Origin of the sequence: Cohnella algarum (assembly GCF_016937515.1) — a bacterium.
GTDB lineage: Bacteria > Bacillota > Bacilli > Paenibacillales > Paenibacillaceae > Cohnella > Cohnella algarum.
The window spans coordinates 4,102,458-4,128,348 of sequence record NZ_JAFHKM010000002.1; the positions used below are offsets into that span (position 1 = coordinate 4,102,458).

Consider the following 25,891-nt stretch of genomic DNA (forward strand, 5'->3'; position numbering starts at 1 on the left):
GGCATTTGTCTCGGTTGCGACCGGCGAGTGCCCATAACGGGAATGGGGAGGTGCGTCTTGCATGGCATGGGAATTGGCGGGGTATGCGGTAGCGCTCTTGTGTTTGACCGCTGCCGCGGCGATCGCGGTCGGGGCGGCGGTTTTGAGACGGTCGCTGAAGCGATGGAACGCGGCCGTGAGCCGGCTGGACCGGGAGGCGGAATCCGCGCTTCGGCAGTGGCGAAGGCTCGGACAGGAAGCGGCCGATACGGTCGTCAAGGGCCGCGAGCTGCTGGAAGGCTTCGAGTCGTTCGCGGAAGGGGGGCGAGCGCTCGGAGAAGCCGCCCGGGATGCCGCCCGGACGGCGGCGGATACGGCCCATTTATGGAGCAGACGGATCGCGTTGCATATGGCCGAATCGGCAGAAAGACAGAAGCGTCGGGTCGGGGAAGCGCTCGATTGGTCGGAGCTGCTGTGGACCCTGTGGCAGCATGCCCGCCGCCGCGGCGGGGACGCACCGAACTCTTCGCCCAGGCAGGGAGACTGATGCCGGCCAAAACAGGCGAGCGGGCTTTCCGGGCAAGGACAAACGTTGGATCGGGAGGCCGCTGCGCGAGGGAAGGGGAAAAACGAAAATGGCGAACAAGAAAAACGTCAAATCGTTCGTATGGGGAACGGTTGCCGGCGCCGTGACGGGGGCCGTTGCCGCTCTGCTGCTGGCGCCGAAGCCGGGCCGGGAGCTGCGCAAGGACATTGCCGACAAGGCTCAGGTAACGTTGGATAAAACCGTCGACCTGGGCCGGCAGGCCGGTGCGACCGCGCAGTCGATCGCGAAGAAAACGACGGGAATCGCTTCGAATCTTCGTTCGAAATTCGGCAAGAAGGAAGAAGGGACGGAAATCGCTTCCGTCGCGGCTGTTTCTTCCGCCGATTCGGCCGACAGCTCCGATTCGGAAGAATCGGCCGCTCATTAACCCGGTCACCCGACCGGCTGCGCGAACCGCCCGCTCCCGCAGGGCGGTTTTCTTTTTTTCGGGTCTTGTCCCCATTTTTACGATCGGTTGGTACCTTTTGCGAAAACGCCTCATAATGTATCATGTTCGTTGATCAAACCAAGTGCAGAAAGCGGTGTTCACGTGCAGCAAGCGATCGCAGTCCTGGACTCCGGCGTGGGGGGACTGACTGTTGTCCGAGAAGTGATGCGTCAGTTGCCCAGAGAGAAGATATTGTATTTCGGCGACACCGCACGCGCTCCGTACGGCCCCCGCTCATCGGCGGAAATCAAACGCTTTACCCGCGAAATCGTCGAATATTTGCTCCAGTACGAGCCGAAAATGATCGTGATCGCTTGCAATACGGCGACGGCGGCCGCTCTGGAGGATATTCGCGGCATCGTCGACATCCCGGTTATCGGCGTCATCAAGCCCGGAGCCCGGGCGGCAATCGGACGCACGAAAACAGGGGTGATCGGCGTCATCGGAACCGAAGGCACGATCAATAGCGGAGCTTACGTGCATGCGCTCAAACAGCTCTCTCCGCGGATCGAAGTGGCGTGCAAGGCTTGTCCGAACTTTGTGCCGCTCGTCGAAAACGGCCACTACCGCTCGACGGACGCCTATGAAACGGTCGCGAACGATTTGTTCTCGCTGCGCGGTTTCCCGATGGATTGTCTTATTCTCGGCTGCACGCACTACCCGTTTCTTTCCGAAACGATTTCACAGGTTATGGGGCCCCGCGTAACGCTCATCAGCTCCGCCTACGAGACGGCGCGGGAAATCAGCACGATTCTCCAGGAAAAGAACATGCTCGCCAACAACGAAGAAATGCCGATTCACCAATTTTTTTGCAGCGGGGATCCGCGGAAATTCCAGCTGATCGCCCAAGATTGGCTGGGCGAGCAGATTCGGCTGACGCCGGTCGTCTGGCAGGTGCGAACGGTCGGAGCCTAAAGGCAGCGGGTCCGTTAACCGAAAGGTTGACGGGCCTTTTTTTACGCTTCGAAAGGACGGGTTTGGCTTGATCAAAACGGCATCGTTCGTCGTTAAGGACGAGCTGCCGTTTTTGCCCGGTTCATTCATAATGAACGTTCCGCCTACATATAACGGAAAGAATCCGGAGCGAAAGGTGATGAGCAGCATGAATACGATCGGTTATGTCGTACAGCACGGAGACACGCCAAAACGCATTGCCGCCCGGTTCGGCATCTCGCCCGCCTCCTGGGCGGCATTCAATCCGCAGTGGAACGGCGAGCCGCTCATTCCGGGAGAACTCGTGCAGGTGCCGGTGCGGCTGCCCAGACGTTATGTCGTGCAACAAGGGGATACGTGGGAATCGATCGCCGAAAAGTCGCAAGCTTCCTTGCGTCGTCTCCGGGAAGTCAACGCCGAATCGCCGGGTCAGCCGGAAGCGGGGCAAATTGTCGAGCTTCCCGCGGCGGATACGGAAAGAATCGTCCGGCTGACGGCCGAATACGGCTCGCGGCAGCTGGATAAGGACCTGGATGCCCTCAAGCGCCGCTATCCGTTTGTTGCCGCTTCGGTTATCGGAAAGAGCGTCATGGGCAAGCCGATCCATTCGCTGCGAATCGGCGAGGGCGCTTTCCGGCTTCATGTAAACGGCGCGATGCACGCGAACGAGTGGATTACGGCATTGGCGCTCATGCGCTTCGCGGAGGAGTACGCGAGAGCCTGCAAGCGGAAAGGGACGATCGGAGGAAAACCGGCCGCAAGGCTGTATGACCGGTGCACGCTATGGATCGTGCCGATGGTGAATCCGGACGGAGTGGACCTCGTGCTGGACGGCATCGCGCCGGATCATCCCCGTTATGCGGAGCTGCTGCGCTGGAATAACGGCAGCGACCGTTTTCATCGTTGGAAAGCGAATATACGCGGCGTCGATTTGAACGATCAGTTTCCCGCGCACTGGGAAGAGGAGCGCTTCCGCCGCGGGGCAGACGGCCCCGGTCCGAGGGATTACGGCGGCTCCGCTCCGCTGACCGAGCCCGAAGCGAAGGCGCTGGCCGATTTTGCCCGGGAGACCGATTTTCACGCGGCGATCGCGTTTCATACGCAGGGAGAAGAAATCTATTGGAATTATCGGGGGATGGAGCCTCGACATTCGCTCGCTTGGGCCCAGCGGCTCGGTAAAGCGTCGGGATACCGGCCGGTGCGGCTCGAAGGGAGCGACGCCGGCTTTAAGGACTGGTTTATTTCCGAATTCAAGCGCCCGGGCTTTACGGTGGAGGCGGGGTGGGGAAGAAATCCACTTCCGTTGGAATCGCTGGCGGAATGGTATACGGAAATATTGGCGCTCTTGGCGGAAGCGATGGAGCTGTCCGATTGATCGAAAGGTCTTTTTCGGGGTACAATTTTGTTATGCGGGCCTGATCGTCTCCTCGGCTTTGCCCGACGCGGGATCCGCTCCTTCTTCCGGGGAGGCGGGGCCCGGGCCGAAACGATGCGAGAGGGGGAGGGAAAATGCCCCGGAAATCCGCCCAGTCTTGGATGAGATTGTGGACGCGCTTGCCTGCCAGGGTATGGAGGGTTTTGCGAGCGCCCGAAGTATCGATTGCGGAGAAGCTGCTTTTTGCCGTGCCCGTTTTGCTGTATTGGGTGCTGCCGGACGTTATGCCGTTCGTGCCGATCGACGATATTGCCGTAACGGTCGCGTTGGCCGGCTGGTTTGCCGGCCGGGCGGAGAGGAAATACGGCTTGGCCGATTCCGCGGGAGCGAAGAGAATCAAGGAAAGCCGCTAGAGCGGTTGCGCAGTCGTCCCCGTTTCATTACAATAGAACAAGACCTTCATATCGGGACGGGAGCGATAAACGATGAAATGCAAAATTACGCGAAACGCGGCAAAGGTGCTGCAGCGCGAACTGGATAAGCCGGAGAACGAAGGATTGAAGCTGCGGGTGTTCGTTACGCACAGTCACGGGGATCATGCTCACTATGGCATGGATCTGGGCAAAGCGCAGCCGGGGGAAGAAGCGGTATCGACGGATAAAGGCATCGACGTAATGTTGAAGACCGGCGAAGAATTTCTGGACGGGATCGTCATCGACTATCTGTACTTCCCGCAAGAAGGCTTCGTCATTACGAATCCGTCAAAGGGCAACCATGGCGACCACTGAAATGACTTCCCGCAAGCTGAACGACATTCGCATTTGCGACAAATGCCGCCACATGCGGATGAAGACGGCGCTGTCCAAGCTGCAAAAGCTCGACCCCGACGCCGAAATCAAAGTCGGCTGCAAATCGTACTGCGGTCCATGCGCGAAGAGGGCATTCGTCTTCATCAACGGCCGCTACGTCACCGCGCCGACCGAAGACGAAGCGATCGACAAAGCGCGGTCTTATTTGAAATAATCCCCGGCCCGGCTCGAAAGCCGATCTTGCGGGACGTCGCCTGAGCGACGCTCGCGAGATCGGCTTTTTCGGTCGGGAAGGTAGCCATGAGCTCTTCGCCGCTGTATCAAAGTCCCGATGCTTGCGAGGAAGCAAACCAAATCGATTGGTCATGGCGACCTCGCCCCCTTCGCCTGCGCGCCGTCGATTCAGTCGAGTCGTGGCGGCTCATCTTGACCCGCCTAATGCATACCCCCTCACGCATTTGAGTAAAAATGACTCATCTTGCCGCTTTAGCCCGCCCGCTGTCGATTCAGCTGAGTCGTGACGACTCATCATCTTGACCCGTTATATGCAAATCACCGGTTAGCGGTCAAGAAGGGGACTGGACGGACTACATGGCGGCACCATGCGGGGCGGACGGTCAAGAAGGGGACTGGACGGACTACATGGCGGCTCCCAGGCGGGGTGGACGGTCAAGAAGGGGACTGGACGGACTACATGGCGGCTACCAGGCGGGGTGGACGGTCAAGAAGGGGACTGGACGGACTACATGGCGGCTCCCAGGCGGGGTGGACGGTCAAGAAGGGGACTGGACGGACTACATGGCGGCTACCAGGCGGGGTGGACGGTCAAGAAGGGGACTGAACGGACTACACGGCGGTATGCGGCGAGGGGAATGGCAGTCACCATGCAAAAAGGCGGCGCGGGGGCTCCATGTCCCCGCGCCGCCTTTGCGGCGATTGAAACTTATTCGCCGATCGAGAGCTGCGTCGTGCCGTCCTCAAGCTCGGTCAGCTCGGCCTCGTACCCGAGCTGCTCGGCGACGAAGCCGAGCGGCACGAGCGCCGTTCCGCCGACGAGCTGCGGCGCGTAATCGAGCGTCGCCGTCCGGCCGGACGATGTCGCTTCCGTGCTGCCCATCGTCAGCTTCAGCTCGGCGTCGCCGCGGGTCAGCACGACGGTTTTCGTCGCCTGATCCCAGGTCAGCTCGGCGCCGAGCTCGGCCGCGAGCTGCTTGACGGGCACGCGCAAATCCTTGCCGTCTTCCTGCAGCGCCCGGCCGGTAAAGACGTGCTTCTCGCCGTTCAACAGCGTCGAGAAATTAACGACGTCATGCTCCGAGTTCAAGACGGCGTCCTCGGCTTCGAACACGAGCTTGTCGTTCAACGCGTCCACGTTGCCGTCCGTTACGCGGTAGGCCGGATCGTCCTTGGCGATCGCTTCCGCGATCCATTTGTTGACGTCCATATGATGGTGCGACAAGTCCTTGTACAGATCCAGGTCGTACGTCCAATCCGCCGTTTGGAAATCGTACAGCTTGACGTTCGGATATTGCGCGAATTGCTCGTACATCCATTTGCGCATTTCGATCTGGTACTGGAACCGCGTCGGATTCGTGTTGTACCAGGCGACCTGGCGAAGCACGCTGTAAGGCGGATAGTAGAAATAAAATTCGACGTCCGGATGCTCCTTGATCAGCGACAAAATATTGCGCTCGAAGTTCGCCTTCAGCACGTCCGGCGTTTCCTCGACGAGACCGAAAAATCCTTCTTCCGCATTTGCCTTCTCGTACGCTTTCGCCACCCGTTCCTTGCCGAACGTGACCATCCAGTTCCAGTTGCTCAAGTAATCAAGGTTTTGCTTGGGCGTCCCCTTCAATTGAAGCGCGACGCTTTTGAAAAATTGTTCGTACGCCGTATAGTTGAACCAATACGGATAATCGTTCCACCACTTGTTATCGTACATATACTCGGGAATTTCATACGTGCTGTCGGCCGACTTGCTTTTAAGCGAGAAGTAATCGAGGCCCCACAGCACTTTTTTCACCTTGCCCGTGCCCAGCGCAAGATTGGCGACGAGATGATGCTCCTCCGAAATGGAGCCTTCCATCGACAGCTTCATGGCGGTTCCGCCCAGCAGTTCGCCGACTTCGGAAGGAACGAAGTTTTGCGTCATCGACGTGCCGATAATGATCGTGTCGTAATCGAAGTTTTTGGCCAGCCCGGGATTTTGGTACCGTTCTTCCGTCGAAAACCGGGCATTGTACCAGGTTGCCTTATGATAAAACTGCAGCGGGTCGATAAACGCGGTAAGCAGGGCGACCGCCGCGGCCACGACAACGGCCAGCATGGCGAACGTAAGGCAAAACCGTCGGGCGCGGACCCGCTTGGGGACGCTTCGATTGCCGTGCAGGGCGGATGAGGCATTGGAAGTCATCGAAGTGGTCACGCCTTTCTTAGAAATTAAAATAGAGGAACTCGCTGATGCGGTTCAAATACAGCAGCGAAACGATGAACAGCACCGCCATGGCGAGCGCGACCTTGACGCTCGGCTTGAAGCTCTCCGCCCGTTCCGAGGAGTTTTTGGCGAAAAAGACGATCGGCAAAAAGACGACGAACAGCAAAATCGGGAAAGCGAAGCTTGTCAGCTGGTCGAGGCCCAGACCGTTCAAGCCGACCATGCCTTTCAAAATCCGCCACGCCTGGTCCATGTCCTCCGCCCGGAAAAAAACCCAGGTGAAGTTAATGAACAGGAACGTAACGGCAATCGCCAGCCATTTGGGCAGCGGATGTCCCCGGCGCGTCCAGATCCGCTGCAGCGCTTGTCCGACGCCGTGCAGGAGGCCCCACAAAATAAAGGTCCAGCCCGCCCCGTGCCAGAAGCCTCCGATCAGGAAGACGATGATCAGGTTGACGTTGGCACGCGCGAAGCCTTTGCGGTTGCCCCCGAGCGGAATGTAGATGTAATCGCGGAGCCAGCGGCTCAGCGTCATATGCCAGCGTCTCCAGAAGTCGGTGATGGAAACCGCTTTATAAGGCGAGTTGAAGTTTTGCGGCAAAATAATGTTGAAAAACAGCGCAATCCCGATCGCCATATCCGTGTAGCCGCTGAAATCGAAATAAAGCTGCAGCGTGTAGGAAAGCGAGGCGACCCAGGAATCGGTAAATTCCGAAGCCGACTTGAAGCCGTCGTTAGCATAAATGGCGAACGTGTCGGCAATGACGACTTTTTTAAACAAGCCGATGCAAAAAATAAACAGGCCCTTCGCCGCGTTCGACCAGTTCCACACTTTGTTGCGCAGCCGGTCGAACTGGGGCATCATTTCGCCATGGTGAAGAATGGGCCCGGCGATGAGATGAGGGAAAAACGTAACGAACAGCACGTAGCTGACGAAGTTCGTTTCGCGTACTTTGCCGCGGTAGGCGTCGACGAGAAACGCAATTTGCGTGAACGTAAAAAAGCTGATGCCGAGCGGCAGGATAATTTGCAGCAGCGTGTACGATTGACCCGTCAGTTCGCCCAGATTTTCCAGGAAAAAGTTCGCGTACTTGTAGTAGCCCAGCAAAGCCAGATTGGCGACGATGCCGAAGGTTAAAATCGCCTTCCGTTTGCCGAGCGACGAGCCGGAGGCCGCGACGATCCAGCGCCCGGTCAAATAGTTGAACAAAATGGAGGCCAAAATCAGCGGGACGTATTCGATGTCCCAGTACCCGTAAAAAAACAAGGACGCGAGAGCGAGCCAAGCCTTCGCCGCCTTCGTCCATCGGAAGCGGATGAACAGAAAGTAGACGATGGCCGTTACCGGCCAAAACACGAACATAAATTGATAGGTATTAAAAAGCATGTCTTCCCTCTTTCTCTCGGCAAACCGCCTTTTGTCGAGTTCTGCCGGAAGTTGCAGAACTGCCCTCATTAATGGTAAACAAAACTCGAAAGGACGTCCATGCTTATTTTCTTAACTTTACCTGAAGTTTTCAAATCAGCCTTCGGATCCGCCTTCAGACGCTTCTTCAGCCTTCCCGTTCTCTCGCAGCGTCTCCACCAAATCGTGCTCGATCACGAGATCGGACACCTTCAGCTCGAGCTTGGCCGCTTCGGCGCCCGCGAGGCATGCCGACATGTCGGTCCGCTCGCCGCTGTCCGTTTGGTAGCACAATCCGTTTTCCATGATGCCGTCGTTCGAGGGCACGTAATAAAAGTTGCCTTGCGCAAAGGCCCCGTCGCGGAAAACGACCGGCTTCCCGGCCTCGGAGATCATGCTGACGCCCATCAGCTTGAGGTCGGAGACGGGAATTCCGAGCAGGTGCAGGAGCGTCGGGGCCGTGTCGATCTGGCCGACCGGCTTTTCGTTTACGCCCGCGTGCGCGTCATGCGGAAAATGAATGAAAAACGGAACTTTGCGCTGGAGGGCGTCTTTTTCGAGGTCGCCGACTTCCCGCCCGAAAAACCGCGCGAACGTTTCCGTATCGTTCAGCGAGCTTTCGTGGTCGCCGTAAAAGACAAGTATGGTTTCATCCCACAAGCCTTCCGTTTTCAGCCGTTCCACCAGCTCGCCCATCGCCTCGTCGACGTAGTGGGCGGCTTCGAGGTAGTCCCCGAACGTCGTTCCGGCGAACGGCCCCGCATCGAAATCGACCGACGACGACGGCAGGTTGTAGGGGTGATGGCTGGAAATCATGATCGTCATCGCATAAAACGGGGAGCTGGCGCGCTGCTTGATCTGGTCGATCGTCTGCCGGAAAAAGGATTTATCCCCGATCGACCAGCCGATCGGCTCGTCGTTCGCATAATCCTGAAGACTGTAAAATTCGTCATACTCCATGTTGCGGTACATGTTGTTCCGGTTCCAGAAGCTTCCGTCGTACGCATGGTGCACGGTCGCGTCATAGCCTTCCTCGTGCAAAATCGAAGGGAGGCAATCGAAAGCGTGATTCGCAAACCGAACGAACACGGAACCCGTCGACGCCGGATGCAGGGAGCAATTCGTCAGAAAATCCGCGTCGGAGGTGTTTCCTTGTCCGGTCTGATGGTAAAAGTTCGGAAAGTAAAGGCTGTCGCCGATCAGCTTGTTCAAATTCGGCGTTACTTCTTCCCCGTTCACGGATTGGCCAAGCACGAACGTCTGAAACGCCTCGGCCTGGACGATCAGGATGTTTTTGCCCTTGTAGGCGCCGAACAGCGGGTCGGTTTCGACCGCTTTTTGCAATTCCGCGCGGTTTTCGAACCAGTCTTCCGCTTCCGCGATTTCGGCTTCGCTCGGCCCGCTGCCGAACCAGTTTTCGTTCGCGTACCTGTACACGTCGTAGCCGTGAAAGCCGAACAGCCCCGTCACGTTGTAGATCGGCACGTTCCACCAATTGCCGACGAACAGTCCGCTGGCCCAGCCGTTCTTTTGCGTATTGACCGGGACGGCGATCATATAGATGCCGGCGACAAGCAGGGCGACTCCGAGCGCGAAGCGAAGCAAAGCGCTGCGCATCGTCCTGCGTCTCGGCACGCGGCCGAGTCGCTCCAGCCGGGACGGGCGCAGCCGCCAGCAGGTGAACACGGCCAGCGCGACCGCCACCGGGATGTCGGCAAGCAAAATCCAGTCGCCCGGCTTGAGCAAGCTTCCGATACTGTCCTCGAGCGCGCTCACCTGGCCGGCCTGAAGCAGCACCGGAACGGAAATGAAGTCTTTAAAGTAGCGAAAATAGACGAGATCGGCCAGCATGACGACCGAAAAGACGAGGTCGAGGAGAGCGAGCGCGACGGCCCGGCTGCGGCGCCCGAGCCAGACGGTCCAGAACGTCGCCAGCACCATCGCGCCAAGGTTGACCGTCCACTTCCAGTGGTTCATGCCGCCGACGTCGAGCTGCCCGTCCAGCCAATTCAGCTTATACAGCATCGAAGCGATAAGCAGCATCGCTCCCCAATACGGCCAAAGACGGAGCCCGTACAGCGAAAGCCGGATACCGCTTCGAGCCGCGGTTTGCAGTTGAGACATCAATGGGATCGCTTCCTTTCCTTATGAAACAATCGCGTCGTTTTGTCATCGGAATGTAATCGTTCTGTAAACTTTATGCCAAAGTTCAGTATATCGGAAACGGCAAGGACGTTACAAATCCAATGATAGGCTCGGCGTTTGCGCCCCGGCGGCGATCCGTTACAATAAGGAAAAAGGAATGACGGGAAGGAAGATCCGCAAAGTGAAGGATAAAAGGAATGAAGACGCGCTTCCGGCCGAGCCGGAAGCTTATTTCGAATCTCTGTTTCCGCAGGACCCGGAGCTTGAGCGCATCGCGGAAACGATTCGGGAGCGGGGGATGCCGGAAATTTCGGTCGAGCCCGCTTACGGAAGGCTGCTGACGATGCTGGCGGCATCGATCGGAGCTGCAGCCGCGCTCGAAATCGGCGCGCTCGGCGGGTACAGCGGAGTCTGTCTCGCCAGGGGGCTTGCGCCGGGCGGCAAGCTTACTTCGCTGGAGCTGAAGCCCGAGTATGCGGAGCTGGCGCAAGCGAATCTTGCCGCCGCGGGCTTCGGCGATCGCGTCGAAATGCTTGTCGGCAGCGCGGCCGAAAGCCTGAAGAAGCTTGCCGCGGAAGGGCGGACGTTCGATTTTTTCTTTATCGATGCCGACAAGGAGAACTATCCGCTTTATCTCGAATGGGCGATTCGTCTCGCCAGGCCCGGCGCGTTGATCGCGGCGGACAATACGCTGCTGCGCGGCCGGACGCTCAACCCGGACAAAACGGGGCCGGCCGTCAGGGCGGTGCGCGAGTTCAACCGCATCATCGCCCGCGACGAGCGGCTCATCGGCACGCATTTGCCCTCGTTCGACGGGCTTGCTTTGGCGACGGTAAAAAGAGCCTGACGCTTTTTCCTTTAGGCTGAGCCTGCGGAAGGTCCGGTATCGCGCCGGACCAGCATGGCATAAGTCCAAACGGAAGTCGCGAGCAGAAAGAAGCCCGAAACGATGAACAGCCCCTCGATCCCGATGAAGCCCGACAGGAACCCGCCGGTGACGGGACCGATCATGTTCCCGAGCGACAGCGCGCTGCTGTTGAAGCCGAACGCCCGGCTGTCCAGGCCTTCGGGAGCATAGCGGCGAATCAGCGCATTGACGGTCGGAATCAGGCCGCCCATGAAGCAGCCGAGCAGGAAGCGGGTGACGAGCAGCTGCCCCACGTTGCCGACGAACGCCTGCGGGATGAACAGAAGGCCGGCGCCGACGAGCGAAAAAAACAAAATCCATTTGGAACCGACCCGGTCGCTGATCCTTCCGAGAATCGGCGCGGATACCATGTTGGACAACCCGGTGACGGCGCCGACGAAGCCGGACAAAAACGCCAAATTTTCCGCGCTGCCGTGAAGATGCTGCACATAAAGCGGAATGAGCGCCATCGGCGCGAGCATGGCGAATTGAATCAAAAACGTGATGGACAGGAGCACGGGCATTTGCGGAACGCGCATCAGGCGGCGCAATCCTTTCAGCAGGCTGGCCTGTGCCCGCAGCGCCGCGGCTTTGCGGTCGAAATTTTCCTTGACGACGAAGCTGCAGAGCAGGGAAGCGGCGAACATCAGCGAGCCCGTAATGTAAAAGATCGGCCGGAAGCCGAACGTATCCGCCATCAGCCCGCCGATCAGCGGCCCCAGAATTGTGCCCGCCGTGGCGCCGGACTGCAGGATCCCCATGGCGAAGCCCATGCGCTCCTTCGGCGTGCCCGCGGATACGAGCGACGTGGCTGCCGGGACAAAGCCCGAAATGACGCCGTTTGCGACCCGAAGCAGAAGCAGATGCCAGGGAGAGGTGGCAAATCCCATGAGCACGATGACGATCGACATGCCGAATCCGGAGCGAAGCAGCATCATTTTGCGGCCGTACCGGTCCGACAGCTTGCCCCATAACGGCTGAAAAAGGAAGGCCGTAACGAAGTTCGCGGCGAATATCAGCCCGGCCCACACGCCGATGCGATGTTCGCCCGTTACGCCCAAATCCTGCTGCAAATAAAGAGACAGAAACGGCGTGATCATCGTCATGCCCGCCAAGACGAGAAAATTGCCGAACCACAGTACTCCCAGGTTGATTTTCCATCGCTGCAACTCGTTCACCTTCTCATCGTTCGTCTGTCGATCCTTCCAGTATATCACATTCAGGTAAACGGACTGTCGCCGATTGTCATAGCATTGTCATACTCCCCTCCGGCATCCATGTTGTGGCAGCGCTGCAAAAAGGGCATAATGGAAGCATTGAGAACGTTACATCGACAAAAAAGGGGAAGCTGCTCCATGTTTAATGACCGTTTCTTGCGCGCGTGCCGAAGGCAGTCCGTCGACCGGGTGCCTGTCTGGTATATGCGCCAGGCCGGGCGATACGACCCCGAATACCGGAAAATCAAAGAGAAATATTCCTTGCTGGAAATTTGCCGCCAGCCCGAGCTGGCCGCGGAAGTGACGATGATGCCGGTCCGAAAGCTGGGCGTCGATGCCGCGATTTTATATTCCGATATTATGAATCCCGTGTCCTCGATCGGCATCGATTTCGATATCGTCAAGGACGTCGGTCCCGTCATTCACAATCCGGTGCGCAACGCGGCCGACGTGGAGAAGCTTTCGCCGATCGACGTGGAGGGCGATCTGCCGCACGTGCTGGAGACGATCCGGATTTTGGCGTCGGAGCTTGACGTGCCGCTCATTTCGTTCGGAGGAGCGCCGTTTACGCTCGCCAGCTATATCGTGGAAGGCCGGCCTTCCAAATCGTATATGAACACGAAAGCGCTCATGTACGGAGAGCCCGCCGTTTGGCACAAGCTGATGGGCAAGCTGTCCGACATGGCGGCGGAATATTTGCGCGCGCACGTCCGCGCGGGCGCCAAGGCGGTTCAGTTGTTCGACAGCTGGGCGGGCTCGCTTGCTCCGCACGATTTCGCGGAGTTCGTGCTGCCTCATGTCGAATCGATTTTCGCCCGGCTCGCGGATCTGGACGTGCCGAAAATTTATTTCCCGGGCGTCGGCTCCGGAGAGCTGCTTCCGCATCTCGCCAACCTGGAAGCCGACGTCGTCGGGCTCGACTGGCGGGTGCCGATCTCCGAAGGGCGCCGCCGGACCGGCGGCAAGTTTGCCGTTCAAGGCAATCTCGATCCGTACGTTCTCACCGCTCCGCAGCGCGTGATCCGCGAGCATGCCCGCCGAGTGCTGGACGAAGGGATGAAGGAGCCCGGATTTATTTTTAACCTCGGGCACGGGTTGTTTCCCGACGCTTCCCTTGACAAGCTGCGCGAGCTGACGGAGTACGCGCACGAATATTCGGAACAACGGCTGAAGCCGGGGGTGTCGCGATGAGCTTGGGAACGAAGCCGACCGGCGTTCTCGTCATGTCGTACGGAACGCCGGAAAATATGGAAAGCGTCGAAGCCTATTATACGCATATTCGTAGAGGTCATCCGCCGACGGCGGAGCAACTGGAGGATTTGAGCGCCCGCTACCGGGCGATCGTCGGCGGCGTGTTTCCGCTGCGCGAAAATACAAACCGCCAGGCGGCCGCGCTCCAGCGCACGCTGGACGAAAGGGCCGGACCGGGCCGGTACGTTTGCTACCAGGGCCTGAAGCATGCCGCTCCGTTTATCGAAGACGGGATCGCGGCCATGGCCGGAGACGGCATCCGCGAGGCGATCGGCATCGTGCTGGCGCCGCATTATTCGTCGATGAGCGTCGGCGGCTATTTGAAACGCGCGCAGGAGGAAGCCGCGAAGCACGGCATCCGCTTCGCCGGCGTGCAAAGCTATCATCTTCACCCCGAATTGATTTCCGCCCTGGCGGAAAGGGTCCGGCGGGGACTGGACAAGTTCGGGGACGCCCGCGGCGACGCGATCGTTCTGTTCAGCGCCCACAGCTTGCCGAAGCGCATCGAACAAACCGGCGATCCGTATCCGGAGCTGCTGCTGGAAACGTCGCACGCGGTGGCGTTGGCCGCCGGCGTCGAACGCTGGCAGTTTACGTGGCAAAGCGCCGGCCAGACCGGCGAGCCGTGGCTCGGACCGGACATTCTCGAAACGGTGGACTCGCTGGCGCGCGAAGGCGTCCGGTCGATTCTGGTCGCTCCGGTCGGCTTCGTTTCGGATCATCTCGAGGTGCTGTACGATCTCGACATCGAGGCGAGCCGGTACGCCGAAGAGCGCGGAGTGCGGCTTGAGAGAATCGAGATGCTGAACGACGATCCGCAGTACATGTCGGCGCTCGCGGATTCGTTGGCGGCGGCGGAGAAAGAGCTGGAAGACGGCCGATAACGGCCAAGGGGAACGAACATTTAGGGGGCTTGCGACATGGGACGGGACGGGCGCAGGATCGCCGTTATCGGCGGCGGACTTACCGGGCTTAGCGCCGCTTATTATTTGCTTCGGCTTGCGCGGGAGCGCGGGCAGAAGGTCGAAGCGATCGTGATCGAGGGCTCCGGCCGGCTCGGCGGCAAGGTGAACACGCTGCGGCGGGACGGTTTCGTCATCGAGCGCGGGCCCGATTCGTTCCTGGGCCGGAAGCTTCCGATGCTGCATCTGGCCCGGGATCTGAACTTGCTGGATGAGCTCGTCGGAACGAATCCTGCCGCGGTTAAAACTTATATCGCCCTGGACGGCAAGCTGAATCCGATGCCGAAGGGCATGAATCTCGGCATTCCGAACGATCTCGGGGCGTTCGCGAGAAACAGCCTCATTTCCCCGTTCGGCAAAATGAGAGCCCTGGACGATTTGAGGCTCCCCCGCCTTGCGGAAGAGAAGGAAGAGACGGTCGGCGCGTTTCTGGAACGGCGTCTCGGCAAAGAAATGGTGGAGCGGATCGCGGAGCCTCTGCTTGCGGGCATTCACGCCGGCGACCTGTACAAGCTCGGCCTGTACGCCACCTTTCCGCAATTTGCGGACATGGAACGGCGTTACGGCAGCGTGATTCGCGGCATGATCGAAGCGCGGAACACGGCCCCGGCGGCGGGAGCGAAAGCGGCGCAATTGCGCTCGGCCGCGGTCGGCGGCGCGAGCATCCCGCCGACGGCTTTTTTGACGTTTCGCAGCGGCTTGTCGGTCGTGATCGAAACGCTGGAGCGGCGCCTTCGCGACATGGGCTGCGAAATTCGCCTCGGCGGCGAGGTCGAAACGCTCGAAAAAGCCGGAGCCGCGGGTGCGGCCGAAGACGGAAGCAGCGGGCGCTACCGGCTTCGGCTGGCCGACGGAACCGTCTATGAGGCCGACGACGTGCTGCTCACGCTGCCGGCGTATGCCGACGCGCGGCTTCTGGAGCCCCATCTCGACGTTTCGGCGCTTTCGACGATGGACTACGTTTCGGTCGCCAACGTCGTGCTCGCCTACGACGACCGGGAATTCGGCCGCAAGCTGGACGGTTCCGGCTTTCTCGTGCCGAAGTCGGAGGGACGTACCATCACGGCCAGCACGTGGACGTCGTCCAAATGGCTGCATACCGCTCCCCGCGGGAAAAAGCTTATCCGCTGTTATGTCGGCCGGGCGGGAGACGAAGACGCGGTCGAGCTTGACGACGAACGAATGGCGCTCGCGGTGCGGCGAGATTTGCGGGATTTGATGGGGCTGGAAGCGAAGCCGCTATTCGTGGAAATTACCCGGCTTCGCCGGTCGATGCCGCAATATCCCGTCGGCCATCTCGAACGGATCGCCGCGCTGCGGGACGAGCTGAACGCGCGTTTGCCCGGCGTGCTCGTCGCCGGAGCGCCGTTCGAAGGGGTCGGCCTGCCCGATTGCGTCGAGCAAGGAAAAGCGGCGGCCGAGCGGCTGCTTGCGTAAACGCGACTCATGTAAAACGCCGCTTCCTCCTCTTTTCCTAAACACGACAGCAACCAACGCGAAAACGCCAGCGACCAGCGCGAAAACGCCCGCGGTTTACGCCTAATCCCGCCGAATTGTTTCATCATCGCTCCAATACGCGAATACAATGAAAGTAAGCCTGAACGGCACATTGCCTTGACAACGAAAATGTAAGCGCTGACAAGCGCGGAGCCGCGCTTGGCGCTCGGCGATGCCGGCCTCGCCGCCGAACGCCGCCATGCGTCACCGTATGCCGTGCGCAGATTGGCCTTTTCGCGTAAGGATGCGAGTTCATGATTTCGGGAGGGAATGGCGATGGGAACGCGTTTGTTGTCGGAGTCGATCGTGAAACGGCATTTTCCGCAATTGAGATACGTGCGCATTCATTCGAACGGCAAACATGCCGCCGTCATTTACGCGTGGAACGAGCAGCTCCGGCTGCCGGCCAAAGACGAAGCCGAGCTGGCGCGCTTTGCGTCGTCGCATTTGCTTCCGTACGTTTGCTTCAAAGTGAAACCGTATTCGATGGTGCAGGACGACCGGGTTCCCGTCGCGGGCGATTTGCCGGACATCGTCGTGCAGGCCGCGATGAACCGGGAACTGGACCAGCACCGGATCGCCGCCGTTTTGAGCGGGATGCTGGCGGGCGGCAGCATGCATTTTACCCGGTACGAGGTCGCGACCGGAACGATTCATTTCGATGTCCGGACGGCTTCGACGATTACCGATATCGAAAAGGAGCTGATCGGCAAATACTTGAACGAGCTCATTCCGCTGGGCTCGAATCATAAGATCACCTATCGGCAGTTCATTCGCTCCTAGCCGAGAAAGCGAGAAACCTCCGATCCCGCGCGTTGATTCGGGAATCGGAGGCTTCTCGCTTTTTGATGAAATCGAATCAGACCATTTGCTTCAAATACGGGGTTACGTCTACGTTCAGGCTGTCGGCAAGCCGTTGGCCGAGGTCGGCGTCCGCGCGGTAGAAGTTGCAAATCGCGAGGAGCTTCGTTTGCTCCGCGACCTGCTTCAGGTCGTTGGACAGATTTTTGACCAGGGCCGCTTTCTGTTCGTCGGAATAGCGATTGTACACTTGGCCCGCTTGGCCGAAGTCGTTCGGCTTCTCGATTTTGGCGCGGGCGGCCTGGCCGCCGACCGGAGCGCCCGCTTCCCGGAACGACTTATCTTCTTTCGGCGTGTGCTGATGCCGGTTCGGCTCGTAGTTGATCGATTCGGCCTGCTGCTTGAACGGCATCGCTCCGTCGCGCTGATTGTTGCTCACTTGCGCGAACGGGCAGTTGATCGGCAGCTGCAAATAGTTCGTGCCGATGCGGTAGCGCTGCGTATCCGAATAGGAGAACAGACGGCCTTGAAGCAGTTTGTCTTCCGACGGTTCGATGCCGGGCACGACGACCCCGGGGTTGAAGCCGACGGATTCGGTTTCCGCGAATACGTTGTCGGGGTTGCGGTTCAGCGTCATCGTGCCGACGAGCTGAGGCGGAATGACGTCCTCGAACCAATCCTTCGTCGCATCCAGCGGATCGAAATCGAAGTTGTCGATGTCCGCCGGATCGAGGATTTGGACGTACAGATCCCATTCCGGATAATCCCCGCGCTCGATCGCTTCGTACAAATCGCGGCTCGCATGGTTGAAATCGCGGGCCTGAATTTCCGATGCTTCCTCCGCGGACAGATTCCGGATGCCCGCTTTCGGAACCCAGCGAAGCTTCACGTAAACCATGTTGCCGTAAGCGTTGATCCATTTGAACGCGTGGACGCTCGATCCGCGCATTTCGCGATAGTTGGCCGGAATGCCTTCGTCCGAGAACAGATGCACGAGCATGTTCGTCGACTCCGGCGTCAGCGACATGAAATCCCAGTACCGGTCGGGATGCTGGAGGTTGTTCCGCGGATCGGGCTTCAGGGAATGAACCATATCGGGGAACTTCATCGCGTCCCGGATGAAGAAGACGGGCAAGTTGTTGCCGACAAAGTCGTAATTGCCTTCCGTCGTATAAAATTTTACGGCAAAGCCCCGCGGATCGCGAAGCGTTTCCGGCGAATGCTGGCCGTGAATGACCGTCGAAAAACGAACGAACACCGGCGTTTCGGTATCCGGATCCTGCAGGAAAGCCGCTTTCGTATAGCGCTTCATGCTGTTTTTCAGCGTAAAAACGCCATGAGCCCCCGCTCCGCGCGCATGAACGACGCGTTCGGGAACCCGTTCCCGGTCGAAATGGGCGAGCTTTTCGAGCAGTTGATAATCTTCCAGCAGGGTGGGGCCGCGGGTTCCGGCCGTCTTGGAGTTTTGATTGTCGCCGATCGGGACGCCTTGATTGGTTGTCAATCTGCTCATTCATTCGTTCTCCCTTCGAATCATGAAATTGGATAAACATGCCTGGTGCGAGCAACGTTTGTATGACTTAATGTAAGGGAAGAAGGAAGGGGCGTCAATACACTTAATAATATCTTCATAATAAGAATAATTCTAATCTACTAGTACCGCAAAAATTTTCAATTTCTTATCAACGTTCCTAGCCGGGGTCTCGCCGATTCGCATACAGTACAATTTATTGGAATCGGTTACATTGTATTCATCCTATTCGCCGCAGCGCGTCCGATTTCCTTCCGGAAAAGCCATATCCGCGCAAGTTCACGCAAATTATCGTCAGCGGAACGTATCGATGAAATGGAGGGCGCTTTTGGACAAGTACCTGTCTTTCAGCCAGACGATGCCGACCTCCGACTGGAAGCCCGTTTCGGCGATCGGAAGCGTGGCGATGTCGGGAAGGGAGGAGGAGGTCATGACGGATTTGGGCAAAATCGTAAGGCCGATGCCCGCGGAGACGAGCGCGAGCGCGATGGCGACGCTGCTGCACTCGCATAAAATAGGCGGCTCGGCCCCGGACTGGCGGAATTGGTCGAGAACGCGTTCGTGCATGCCGATCGTTTTATCGGTTTTCAGCGTCAAAAACGGATAATCCGCAAGCTCCGCCACGCTGACGGCGCCGGGCGCGAAACGTCCCAGCCAAGCCCGGGGAACGACGGCCACGAACGGATCGGACGGCAGCTGCATGACGTCGTAAGCCTGCGGCCCGGATACGGACTCGAACGGCAGACGGGTGACGACGACTTCGATGCTTCGCTGATTGAGCAGTTCCCCCAGCAAAAAGTGGTCGCCTTCGCGAATTTTAAACGTAACGTACGGATACCGTTCATGGAATCGCTTGATTTTCGGAGGGAGCAAAGCCGTGCAGGAGACGACGGCCCCGATCGCCAGCATGCCCCGGATGCCTTCGTCGAGCTCTTTGACTTCTTTTATCGATTCGTGAAATTGCAAAAGCAGGCTATCGGCCTTTTGGCGGAGAAGCTCTCCGGCATGCGTCAACCGAAGCTCCTTCCCTTTGCGGTCGAACAGGACGACGCCGAGCTCGTCTTCCATTTGCTTCAATTGGCGGCTGAGCGGTGGCTGCTCCATATGGAGACGTTTGGCGGCGCGCGTAATTTGGCCTTCGCTGGCGATCGCCAAAAAATAACGAAGCTGGCGGATGTCCATGGCTAGTCCTTCTTTCCGTTATACCTTTTCGGTATGACCGACCGATAAATCCGATATTACTAATATACGAGCTCTCTTGGTATCATTCAACTACAAGCCATCGAACGCAAGGAGACGAAAAAATCATGAGCCTAACGATACCCGTGATCCATCCGACCGTCAAAAAAACGAAAACGCCGGCCGCAAGCCTCGGGTTCGGCCGCGTTTTTACCGACCACATGTTCATTATGAACTACAACGCGGGCAAGGGGTGGCACGAGCCGCGCATCGTGCCTTATCAGCCGATCACGCTCGATCCGGCCGCCAAAGTTTTTCATTACGGGCAAACGGTGTTCGAAGGGTTGAAAGCGTATCAAACTTCGGACGGCCGCACGCTGCTGTTCCGCCCGGAACGCAACATCGAACGCCTGAACGATTCCAACGCCCGTCTCAGCATTCCGCCGATCGACGAGGAGCTGGCGCTGGAAGCGATCAAGCAGCTCGTGGCGGCGGACCGGGATTGGATTCCCGGCGAACCGGGAACCTCGCTTTATATCCGGCCGTTCGTCATCGCCACGGAGGCCGCGCTCGGCGTGGCGCCGTCCAGCGAATACCGGTTCATGATCATCCTGTCGGCGGTCGGTTCCTATTATGCGGAAGGAATAAATCCTGTTAAAATATACGTGGAGTCCCGTTATGTACGGGCCGTGCCCGGAGGCGTGGGCGCGGCGAAAACGGCGGGAAATTACGCGGCAAGCCTGCTCGCCCAGCAGGATGCCGCGAAGGAAGGCTTTTCCCAGGTGCTGTGGCTGGACGGCGTTCACCATCGGTATATCGAAGAAGTGGGCAGCATGAACGTGTTTTTTAAAGTGGGGGACAAGGTGCTGACTCCGGCGCTTAACGGCAGCATTCTGGACGGCGTGACGCGAAACTCCGTCATCCGCCTGCTGCAGAGCTGGGGAGTCGACGTCGAGGAACGGCAAATTTCGATCGACGAGCTGGCGCAAGCAGGCGCGGACGGCAAGCTGGCCGAAGCGTTCGGCACGGGCACGGCGGCGGTCGTATCCCCGGTCGGCGAGCTGCATTGGCAGGGGGAGAACCTGCGGATCGGAAACGGGCAAACGGGCGAGCTGACCCGCAGACTGTATGAAACAATTACCGGCATTCAGCGCGGGGAGTTGCCGGATCCGTTCGGCTGGACGATGGAGCTGTAAGCCTTTTGTCAAGAAGAGATTTGCGCGCGGCTTGCCGTTGCGGCGCGACAGGCGGAACCTCGGCGTTGCCCAAAGCCGCCAGATGAACGTCCCCTCCGCTTGGGGGCAAGAGGCTGCGCTTCCCGCCGTTTGCCGGTATAATGGGGCTATGAATTCGGAGCGGGCGACAAAATTCGCCGGCGGATGGAGCGTGCGGCGTGGCGGGTGGAAGCGGAATAACCGAAAGCGGAGTAACGGCCGTCATTTTGGCGGGCGGCCGTGGAAGACGGATGGGCGGGCGGAACAAAGCGCTGTTGGCGTTTGACGGCGAGCCTTTTATCCGAAAACAATGCCGTGCGGCGATCGAATGGGCGGAAGAGCTCGTGATCGTCGCCCCGGCGTCGCCCGAGCTGGCCGGCGCGGTCGACGGACTCGCGAGACTTGGCCGCGAGATTCGCTTCGTCCCGGACGATTTCGCGGGCGAAGGGCCGCTCGCCGGGCTGCACGCCGGCTTGAAAGCCGCGGCGCGTCCGCACGTTTGGGCGCTGGCGTGCGATCAGCCGCAGCCGAGCGTCGCCGCGGCCCGATTGCTGCTGGAGCGGCTGACGGAAGAGGCGTGCGCCGCCGCCGTCCCGCTCATCGGCGGCCGGGCGCAGCCGCTGCACGCGCTTTACCGGGCGGAGCTCGCTTCGGCGTGCGCGGAGCTGCTGTCCCGCGGCGAGCGAAGGCTCGGCGCGCTGCTGGACGCCATCGCCTGGACCGGCGTCGCGGAGGAAGAATTCAAACGCGCCGGCGCGTCCGCCGCGTTTGCCTTCGATGTGGATACGCCGGACGATTACGGCCGGCTTTTGCGGGGCGAGGCAGGCTCGACGGAGGCCTAACGGTTCCGTCGGCGGCTAGCGAAGACGCTATGAGGCATTAAAAATCGGCGCCGCTCCGGGAAAGGGGAGAGCAACGTGAATATCCTGCAAGTGGTCGGCTTCAAAAACGCGGGCAAAACGACGCTGGTTTGCGAGCTGGTGACGGCGCTGGCTCGGGATGGGCTCAAAATCGGCACGCTGAAGCGGGACGAGCACGATTCGTTCGAGCCGGACGTGCCCGGCACGGACAGCTGGCGGCATCGGCAGGCGGGGGCGGCGGTTACGGCGATTGCATCTCCGTCCAGGACGGCCTGGTTTGCCGGCGTTCCCCGAACGCTCGACGAATTGATCGACGGGATGAGGCCGTACGGCTTGGATTTGCTGCTGGCCGAAGGCTTCAAATCCGCCCCCTATCCGAAAATCGCCATCCTCCGTTCCGAAGCGGATCGCGAGCTGCTGTCCCTCCCGGGCGTTGCCGCGGCCATGCTGCGGGAAGACTCGCCCCGGGCGCAAGCCGAAGCCGCGGGGCTCGGCATCCCGGCGTTCGGATCGGAAGGAGCCGATCGGCAGGCTTTGATTTCCTTCGCGCGGCGGCTTATCGGCAGCGGAATTCGCGGAGAATGAGCCAGCGCGGTTCTTTATTATTACGCGAAGCTGAGCGATAGAGATGCCGAACCTGGCGGATCCGAAATCAGGGGACGCATGGAAATGTCCCGATTGGGCTTGTTCGTTCCGGAAGCCGTAGACGCCCCCCCCAGCAGTAGACGATTTTATCCCTCCATCGGACGAATGAGGACTTAAACCGTCCGCCACGCCGGCCTATAATGAAACTACGATCGCGTTCTCCCTGCTATAATCGGATTGAGCCAACAATCGAAAGGACGGCGCGAAGCGATGAGTTTGGGAAGGCGCGTATTTACGGCATTTTTCGTGTTTATCATCGTGCCCTTGTTCGTGCTCGGCACCGTCTCCTATCTCGTGTTTCAGCATGTGACGAGAGAGAAGTACGAGGAGCAGCTGGAGCTGTCCATGAACTCGATCGGACGCAACATCAACAATATGATCAAGGAAGCGAACTATTTTTCGGATTTTTGGGTGACGACGAAAGACAGCGTGCAAAGCGTCGAGCAGTCGATCGGCATGGGCGGAGCGCAGGCCGCTTCGGGGGAGGATCCGTACATCCAGGAGATGCTCGAACGGCAAAAGCTGAGCCAGCGCGTGCTGCTGACGTACCCGGGCATCAAGTCCGTCACGCTGTACGGCAACGACGGCAAGGTCGTGAACGTCCGGTTCATTCCCGACGAGCCGCTGCCGCTCGAGAAGCTGCAAACGAACCCGCTATATGCGGAAGTGCTCAAAAAAAACGGCGCCCCTGTCTGGATCGGGCCTTACGAGGATCGGCTTTTGACCGGGGAAAACAACCTGTTCACCCAAATCCGGGTGCTGCTCGACATCGATACGCTGCAAAGCAAAGGCATTCTCGTCATCCGGTTTCAAATGAACGAGCTGAACCGCCTTTTCGATTTTTACAACACCGGCGCCAACGAAAACCGGCGTTACCTGCTCGTCGGGCGCGGCGGCACCGTCATTTACGACAGCGGGGAGACGCTTGCGGGGGAGAACTTTTACCTGCATGCGGACACGTCGGGCAGGCTCGATTTGACCGAAAGCTACGAAAGCTCGAAAATGGATTTCCTCGGCGAAACGAGCCTCGTTTCCGTTCACAATCTGGGGGACATCAAGCGGCTGGGCACCGGCGACTGGACGCTCGTGACGGTGACCGATTGGGACTATTTGACCGGAGATCAAACCCGCGTGCTGAGCTGGGTCGTCGGGATTACGATCGCGTCGCTCGCCTGCGCGCTGATTTTCAACCTCATGTTCGTCCGGCGGACCGTGCTGTCCTTCGTTCGCGTGGCCGGCGCGATGCGGCGCGTCGAGCGCGGCGATCTGACGACGCGGGTGCCGGTGACCGGCAACGACGAGACGGTTATTCTCGCCAAGGGCTTCAACAGCCTCGTCGCGCGCGTGTCGGAGCTGCTCGACGAGGTCGTGCGCGAGCAGCGGCGCAAGCGCAAGGCGGAAATGATGCTGCTGCAGGCGCAGATCAAGCCGCATTTTCTGTTTAACGCGCTGGAGTCGATCAATATTTTGGCCGTCCGGAACGAAGGGCGCAAAGTCAGCAAAATGGTGCAGCGGCTCGCGAACATTTTCCGCATCAGCATTCAGCAAAAGGAAGAGATCCGCATCGATCAGGAGCTGGAGCATTTGCGCAGCTATTTGGAAATCCAGAAGTTCCGGTTCGAGGAGCTGTTCGAGTTCGAAATCGACGTGCCGGAAAGCCTGCTGCATTGCCGCATCTTGAAGCTGACGCTTCAGCCGCTGGTGGAAAACAGCATCCAGCACGGCTTCGAGGGCATCGACTACTTGGGTAAAATCCGGGTCTCCGCGGCGGAGGAGGGAGATTGCATCGTCTTCTACGTGGAGGACAACGGAATCGGCATTCCGCAGCCGCAAATGGCGCTGTTCGCCTCGGGCGGCGCGACGACGCTCGAAGCGCTGTACGAGGAGGCGGCCGAAACCGGCGAAAGAAGAGGGCTTGGCGTCGGCAACGTGAACGACCGGCTGAGAATCCATTACGGGCCGGGCTTCGGATTGATTTTGTGCAGCGCGGAAGGAATGGGAACGATCATCAAATGCGTGATCCCGAAGTCGGCGAATGAAACGGACATCCCCGAGAAAGGGTGGAGCGGATGAAGCTGAAGATTTTGCTGGCGGACGACGAAATCAACATTCTGAAAAATCTTCAGGCGGTCGTGCCTTGGGAAGAGCTGGGCGTGGAAGTGGCGGGGCTCGCCAAAAACGGTCAAATCGCGCTGGAGTTGGCGCGCGAGCATCGGCCGCACCTGGTGCTGTGCGACATCCGGATGCCCGTCATGGACGGCATCGAATTTTTGGGCGCGCTGCGGGAATTCGACGCCGAGGCCGAGGTGATCATGATGACCGGCTACCAGGATTTCAGCTACGTGCGGTCGGTCATTCGGTACGAGGTCAGGGATTACGTGCTCAAGCCAATCGATTACGAGGAGTTGACCCGCACGATTCACCGCCTGGCCGAAGGCATCCGCGAACGCAGCGCCGAGCAGCAGACGATCCAGCAGGAGTGGAAGCAGGTGTTCAGGCTCGCCTACGAAAAGGTGCTCTACGATTTGCTCATGGACGTCGGGGGAGGGCGGCCAAGCCGTTTTTGAAGCTGAGCGAGCTGTCGGGGGAAAACCTTTCCTTCGCCATGCTGCTCATCGATGTCGCCGACTACTCCCGCAAGGAAAACCGCTGGGACGAAAGGGAGCGCAAGCTGTGGAATTTTGCCGTGCACAACATCGTGCAGGAGCATTTCGCCGGGCTCGAGGTTCCGCACTCGGTGCTGCAGATGCGGGGCGGGGAATGGTGCGTGCTGATCGAGCGGATGCCGCCGGACACGTTCAGCCGGAGCGATTGCGCCGTTTGGGCCGACGATTTGCGGCGAAAGGTGGGCAGCTATTTGAAGCTCCAAATCCGCATTGCGCTGCATCCGGCGGCCGTATCGCTGGACCGCCTCGCCAAAACCTACAAGCATTTGCAGCGGTCGCTGAATTTGACTCCGGGGGCGGAAGCGGAGGTCATCGTGCCGGAGCCGAAGCGGGCGGGGCAGGAGGAGACGCAGCGGCTGTGGGATCGGATCGAGGAGATGGTGACCGGGCTGAAGCGATGCGACCGGCGAAAAACGGAAGCCGCGCTGCGGGAGCTGAACGACAGCTTCCAGCGTCTGCCGGATGCGTCGTACGAGCGGGTAGAGCCGATTTTGCACTATGTATGCCTGCATCTGCTGCGGGAAATGCGGGCGCTGGACGTCATCGGGCGGGAGGACGAGATCGACTACTGGAACCGCATCGACCGCAGTCCGGGCATCCGCGAGACGCTGGCGGTCATCAACCGCCTGATCGACCAGTCGATCGACAGCGCGATGAAGAAAAAGACGAGCGACGTGCTCATGCTGTCCGCTAAAGACTATATCGAGCGCAACCTTTCGTCGGAGCTGAGCATCGACCAGCTCGCCGAATATTTGGGCATCAGCGGCAGCTATTTCAGCCTATTGTTCAAACAGCATTTCGGCGAGACGTTCGTGGAGTACGTCACCCGCCAGCGGATGGAAATGGCCAAGTCGCTGCTGGCGCTCAGCGACAAAAACGTGACGACGGTCGGGCTCATGGTCGGATATGCGGAACGGCGCTATTTCACGCGCGTGTTCAGCAAATACACGGGGATGCTGCCCTCGGAATACCGCGAGCGGTCGCATCGGCAGCAAGGGGAGCCGATAATGGCCGCGAATCCTAGATGGACCGACAAGGAGACGTGAC

Annotated in this window: 24 protein-coding genes; 18 read left to right on the forward strand and 6 right to left on the reverse strand. The window is 59.3% G+C overall.

The genetic code is table 11. The annotated features are described in order from the left end of the window. Positions 1-61: 61 nt before the first annotated feature. The 7 genes from JW799_RS18320 to JW799_RS18350 all read left to right on the forward strand — a co-directional run bounded on the left by JW799_RS18320 (position 62) and on the right by JW799_RS18350 (position 4,344). Complete coding sequence (locus JW799_RS18320; RefSeq protein WP_205431041.1) at positions 62-526, forward strand: hypothetical protein; 465 nt, start codon at positions 62-64, stop codon at positions 524-526. Between the two features lie 88 nt (positions 527-614). Then, positions 615-953: a YtxH domain-containing protein gene (locus JW799_RS18325; RefSeq protein WP_205431043.1), complete on the forward strand. Its 339-nt coding sequence runs from the start codon at positions 615-617 to the stop codon at positions 951-953. Positions 954-1,115: 162 nt separating this feature from the next. Continuing rightward, positions 1,116-1,928, forward strand: coding sequence for a glutamate racemase (gene racE / locus JW799_RS18330; RefSeq protein ID WP_080840682.1), 813 nt, complete (start codon positions 1,116-1,118; stop codon positions 1,926-1,928). Positions 1,929-1,995: 67 nt separating this feature from the next. Next, positions 1,996-3,321 carry a M14 family zinc carboxypeptidase gene (locus JW799_RS18335; protein WP_338026292.1) on the forward strand — a complete coding sequence of 442 codons (1,326 nt, stop codon included), beginning with the start codon at positions 1,996-1,998 and terminating at the stop codon, positions 3,319-3,321. A gap of 161 nt (positions 3,322-3,482) precedes the next feature. Continuing rightward, positions 3,483-3,734, forward strand: coding sequence for a hypothetical protein (locus JW799_RS18340; protein WP_139787381.1), 252 nt, complete (start codon positions 3,483-3,485; stop codon positions 3,732-3,734). Positions 3,735-3,806: 72 nt separating this feature from the next. Further along, positions 3,807-4,109 (forward strand): heme biosynthesis protein HemY, encoded by a 303-nt coding sequence (locus JW799_RS18345; RefSeq protein ID WP_080840680.1) that lies wholly within the window; start codon positions 3,807-3,809, stop codon positions 4,107-4,109. Position 4,110: 1 nt separating this feature from the next. Beyond that, complete coding sequence (locus tag JW799_RS18350; RefSeq protein ID WP_080840679.1) at positions 4,111-4,344, forward strand: YuzB family protein; 234 nt, start codon at positions 4,111-4,113, stop codon at positions 4,342-4,344. Between the two features lie 729 nt (positions 4,345-5,073). Here JW799_RS18350 and JW799_RS18355 read toward each other — a convergent pair. From JW799_RS18355 to JW799_RS18365, 3 genes are all read right to left on the reverse strand, one after another. Continuing rightward, on the reverse strand, positions 5,074-6,543 hold the full coding sequence (locus JW799_RS18355; protein ID WP_080840678.1) for a copper amine oxidase N-terminal domain-containing protein: 1,470 nt from the start codon (positions 6,541-6,543) through the stop codon (positions 5,074-5,076). A gap of 19 nt (positions 6,544-6,562) precedes the next feature. Beyond that, positions 6,563-7,951 carry an MBOAT family O-acyltransferase gene (locus JW799_RS18360; protein ID WP_080840677.1) on the reverse strand — a complete coding sequence of 463 codons (1,389 nt, stop codon included), beginning with the start codon at positions 7,949-7,951 and terminating at the stop codon, positions 6,563-6,565. 135 nt (positions 7,952-8,086) lie between these two features. After that, positions 8,087-10,093, reverse strand: coding sequence for an LTA synthase family protein (locus tag JW799_RS18365; RefSeq protein WP_080840676.1), 2,007 nt, complete (start codon positions 10,091-10,093; stop codon positions 8,087-8,089). A gap of 178 nt (positions 10,094-10,271) precedes the next feature. Here JW799_RS18365 and JW799_RS18370 point away from each other — a divergent pair, with 178 nt between their 5' ends. Beyond that, positions 10,272-10,961 (forward strand): O-methyltransferase, encoded by a 690-nt coding sequence (locus JW799_RS18370; protein WP_205431045.1) that lies wholly within the window; start codon positions 10,272-10,274, stop codon positions 10,959-10,961. Positions 10,962-10,972: 11 nt separating this feature from the next. Here the strand turns inward: JW799_RS18370 and JW799_RS18375 are convergent, their stop codons facing one another. After that, positions 10,973-12,190 (reverse strand): MFS transporter, encoded by a 1,218-nt coding sequence (locus JW799_RS18375; protein WP_080840674.1) that lies wholly within the window; start codon positions 12,188-12,190, stop codon positions 10,973-10,975. 186 nt (positions 12,191-12,376) lie between these two features. Here JW799_RS18375 and hemE point away from each other — a divergent pair, with 186 nt between their 5' ends. From hemE to JW799_RS18395, 4 genes are all read left to right on the forward strand, one after another. Further along, the gene (hemE, locus tag JW799_RS18380; RefSeq protein WP_205431047.1) at positions 12,377-13,429 is read left to right on the forward strand and encodes a uroporphyrinogen decarboxylase; all 1,053 of its coding nucleotides are present in this window, start codon (positions 12,377-12,379) and stop codon (positions 13,427-13,429) included. Then, a complete protein-coding gene (hemH, locus tag JW799_RS18385; RefSeq protein WP_205431049.1) occupies positions 13,426-14,373 on the forward strand; it encodes a ferrochelatase in 948 nt (315 codons plus the stop codon). Before hemE ends, hemH begins: the two co-directional genes overlap by 4 nt. Positions 14,374-14,409: 36 nt before the next feature. Further along, a complete protein-coding gene (gene hemG / locus JW799_RS18390) occupies positions 14,410-15,888 on the forward strand; it encodes a protoporphyrinogen oxidase (protein ID WP_205431061.1) in 1,479 nt (492 codons plus the stop codon). Positions 15,889-16,224: 336 nt separating this feature from the next. Further along, positions 16,225-16,731 (forward strand): hypothetical protein, encoded by a 507-nt coding sequence (locus JW799_RS18395; RefSeq protein ID WP_176220924.1) that lies wholly within the window; start codon positions 16,225-16,227, stop codon positions 16,729-16,731. A gap of 76 nt (positions 16,732-16,807) precedes the next feature. On the opposite strand, the gene JW799_RS18400 is transcribed toward JW799_RS18395, so the two are convergent. Then, on the reverse strand, positions 16,808-18,262 hold the full coding sequence (locus JW799_RS18400; RefSeq protein WP_080840669.1) for a catalase: 1,455 nt from the start codon (positions 18,260-18,262) through the stop codon (positions 16,808-16,810). A 312-nt stretch (positions 18,263-18,574) separates the two neighbouring features. Continuing rightward, positions 18,575-19,462: a LysR family transcriptional regulator gene (locus JW799_RS18405; protein WP_080840668.1), complete on the reverse strand. Its 888-nt coding sequence runs from the start codon at positions 19,460-19,462 to the stop codon at positions 18,575-18,577. Positions 19,463-19,587: 125 nt separating this feature from the next. Between JW799_RS18405 and JW799_RS18410 the strand changes: the two genes are divergently transcribed. The 6 genes from JW799_RS18410 (at position 19,588) to JW799_RS18435 (ending at position 25,890) form a co-directional block, all read left to right on the forward strand. After that, positions 19,588-20,655 carry a branched-chain amino acid aminotransferase gene (locus JW799_RS18410; RefSeq protein WP_080840667.1) on the forward strand — a complete coding sequence of 356 codons (1,068 nt, stop codon included), beginning with the start codon at positions 19,588-19,590 and terminating at the stop codon, positions 20,653-20,655. A gap of 197 nt (positions 20,656-20,852) precedes the next feature. Then, complete coding sequence (gene mobA / locus JW799_RS18415; RefSeq protein ID WP_139787335.1) at positions 20,853-21,515, forward strand: molybdenum cofactor guanylyltransferase; 663 nt, start codon at positions 20,853-20,855, stop codon at positions 21,513-21,515. A gap of 75 nt (positions 21,516-21,590) precedes the next feature. Continuing rightward, the gene (mobB, locus tag JW799_RS18420; protein WP_176220923.1) at positions 21,591-22,118 is read left to right on the forward strand and encodes a molybdopterin-guanine dinucleotide biosynthesis protein B; all 528 of its coding nucleotides are present in this window, start codon (positions 21,591-21,593) and stop codon (positions 22,116-22,118) included. Positions 22,119-22,388: 270 nt separating this feature from the next. Then, positions 22,389-24,251, forward strand: coding sequence for a cache domain-containing sensor histidine kinase (locus JW799_RS18425; protein WP_205431063.1), 1,863 nt, complete (start codon positions 22,389-22,391; stop codon positions 24,249-24,251). Further along, positions 24,248-24,745, forward strand: a complete 498-nt coding sequence (locus JW799_RS18430; RefSeq protein ID WP_205431065.1) for a response regulator — start codon at positions 24,248-24,250, stop codon at positions 24,743-24,745. Before JW799_RS18425 ends, JW799_RS18430 begins: the two co-directional genes overlap by 4 nt. Next, positions 24,742-25,890: a helix-turn-helix transcriptional regulator gene (locus JW799_RS18435; RefSeq protein WP_205431067.1), complete on the forward strand. Its 1,149-nt coding sequence runs from the start codon at positions 24,742-24,744 to the stop codon at positions 25,888-25,890. The genes JW799_RS18430 and JW799_RS18435 overlap by 4 nt, the downstream gene beginning before the upstream one ends. The last annotated feature ends 1 nt before the right edge of the window (position 25,891 follow it).

Excerpts from the sequence above, each read along its gene's own strand:
- hemG (WP_205431061.1), top strand. The coding sequence starts at position 14,410 with ATGGGACGGGACGGGCGCAGGATCGCCGTTATCGGCGGCGGACTTACC.
- JW799_RS18405 (WP_080840668.1), bottom strand. The coding sequence starts at position 19,462 with ATGGACATCCGCCAGCTTCGTTATTTTTTGGCGATCGCCAGCGAAGGC.
- hemH (WP_205431049.1), top strand. The coding sequence starts at position 13,426 with ATGAGCTTGGGAACGAAGCCGACCGGCGTTCTCGTCATGTCGTACGGA.
- hemE (WP_205431047.1), top strand. The coding sequence starts at position 12,377 with ATGTTTAATGACCGTTTCTTGCGCGCGTGCCGAAGGCAGTCCGTCGAC.
- JW799_RS18345 (WP_080840680.1), top strand. The coding sequence starts at position 3,807 with ATGAAATGCAAAATTACGCGAAACGCGGCAAAGGTGCTGCAGCGCGAA.
- JW799_RS18370 (WP_205431045.1), top strand. The coding sequence starts at position 10,272 with ATGACGGGAAGGAAGATCCGCAAAGTGAAGGATAAAAGGAATGAAGAC.
- JW799_RS18360 (WP_080840677.1), bottom strand. The coding sequence starts at position 7,951 with ATGCTTTTTAATACCTATCAATTTATGTTCGTGTTTTGGCCGGTAACG.
- JW799_RS18320 (WP_205431041.1), top strand. The coding sequence starts at position 62 with ATGGCATGGGAATTGGCGGGGTATGCGGTAGCGCTCTTGTGTTTGACC.
- JW799_RS18395 (WP_176220924.1), top strand. The coding sequence starts at position 16,225 with ATGGGAACGCGTTTGTTGTCGGAGTCGATCGTGAAACGGCATTTTCCG.
- JW799_RS18365 (WP_080840676.1), bottom strand. The coding sequence starts at position 10,093 with ATGTCTCAACTGCAAACCGCGGCTCGAAGCGGTATCCGGCTTTCGCTG.
- JW799_RS18355 (WP_080840678.1), bottom strand. The coding sequence starts at position 6,543 with ATGACTTCCAATGCCTCATCCGCCCTGCACGGCAATCGAAGCGTCCCC.
- JW799_RS18425 (WP_205431063.1), top strand. The coding sequence starts at position 22,389 with ATGAGTTTGGGAAGGCGCGTATTTACGGCATTTTTCGTGTTTATCATC.
- JW799_RS18340 (WP_139787381.1), top strand. The coding sequence starts at position 3,483 with ATGAGATTGTGGACGCGCTTGCCTGCCAGGGTATGGAGGGTTTTGCGA.
- JW799_RS18410 (WP_080840667.1), top strand. The coding sequence starts at position 19,588 with ATGAGCCTAACGATACCCGTGATCCATCCGACCGTCAAAAAAACGAAA.
- JW799_RS18430 (WP_205431065.1), top strand. The coding sequence starts at position 24,248 with ATGAAGCTGAAGATTTTGCTGGCGGACGACGAAATCAACATTCTGAAA.
- JW799_RS18400 (WP_080840669.1), bottom strand. The coding sequence starts at position 18,262 with ATGAGCAGATTGACAACCAATCAAGGCGTCCCGATCGGCGACAATCAA.
- JW799_RS18325 (WP_205431043.1), top strand. The coding sequence starts at position 615 with ATGGCGAACAAGAAAAACGTCAAATCGTTCGTATGGGGAACGGTTGCC.
- JW799_RS18350 (WP_080840679.1), top strand. The coding sequence starts at position 4,111 with ATGACTTCCCGCAAGCTGAACGACATTCGCATTTGCGACAAATGCCGC.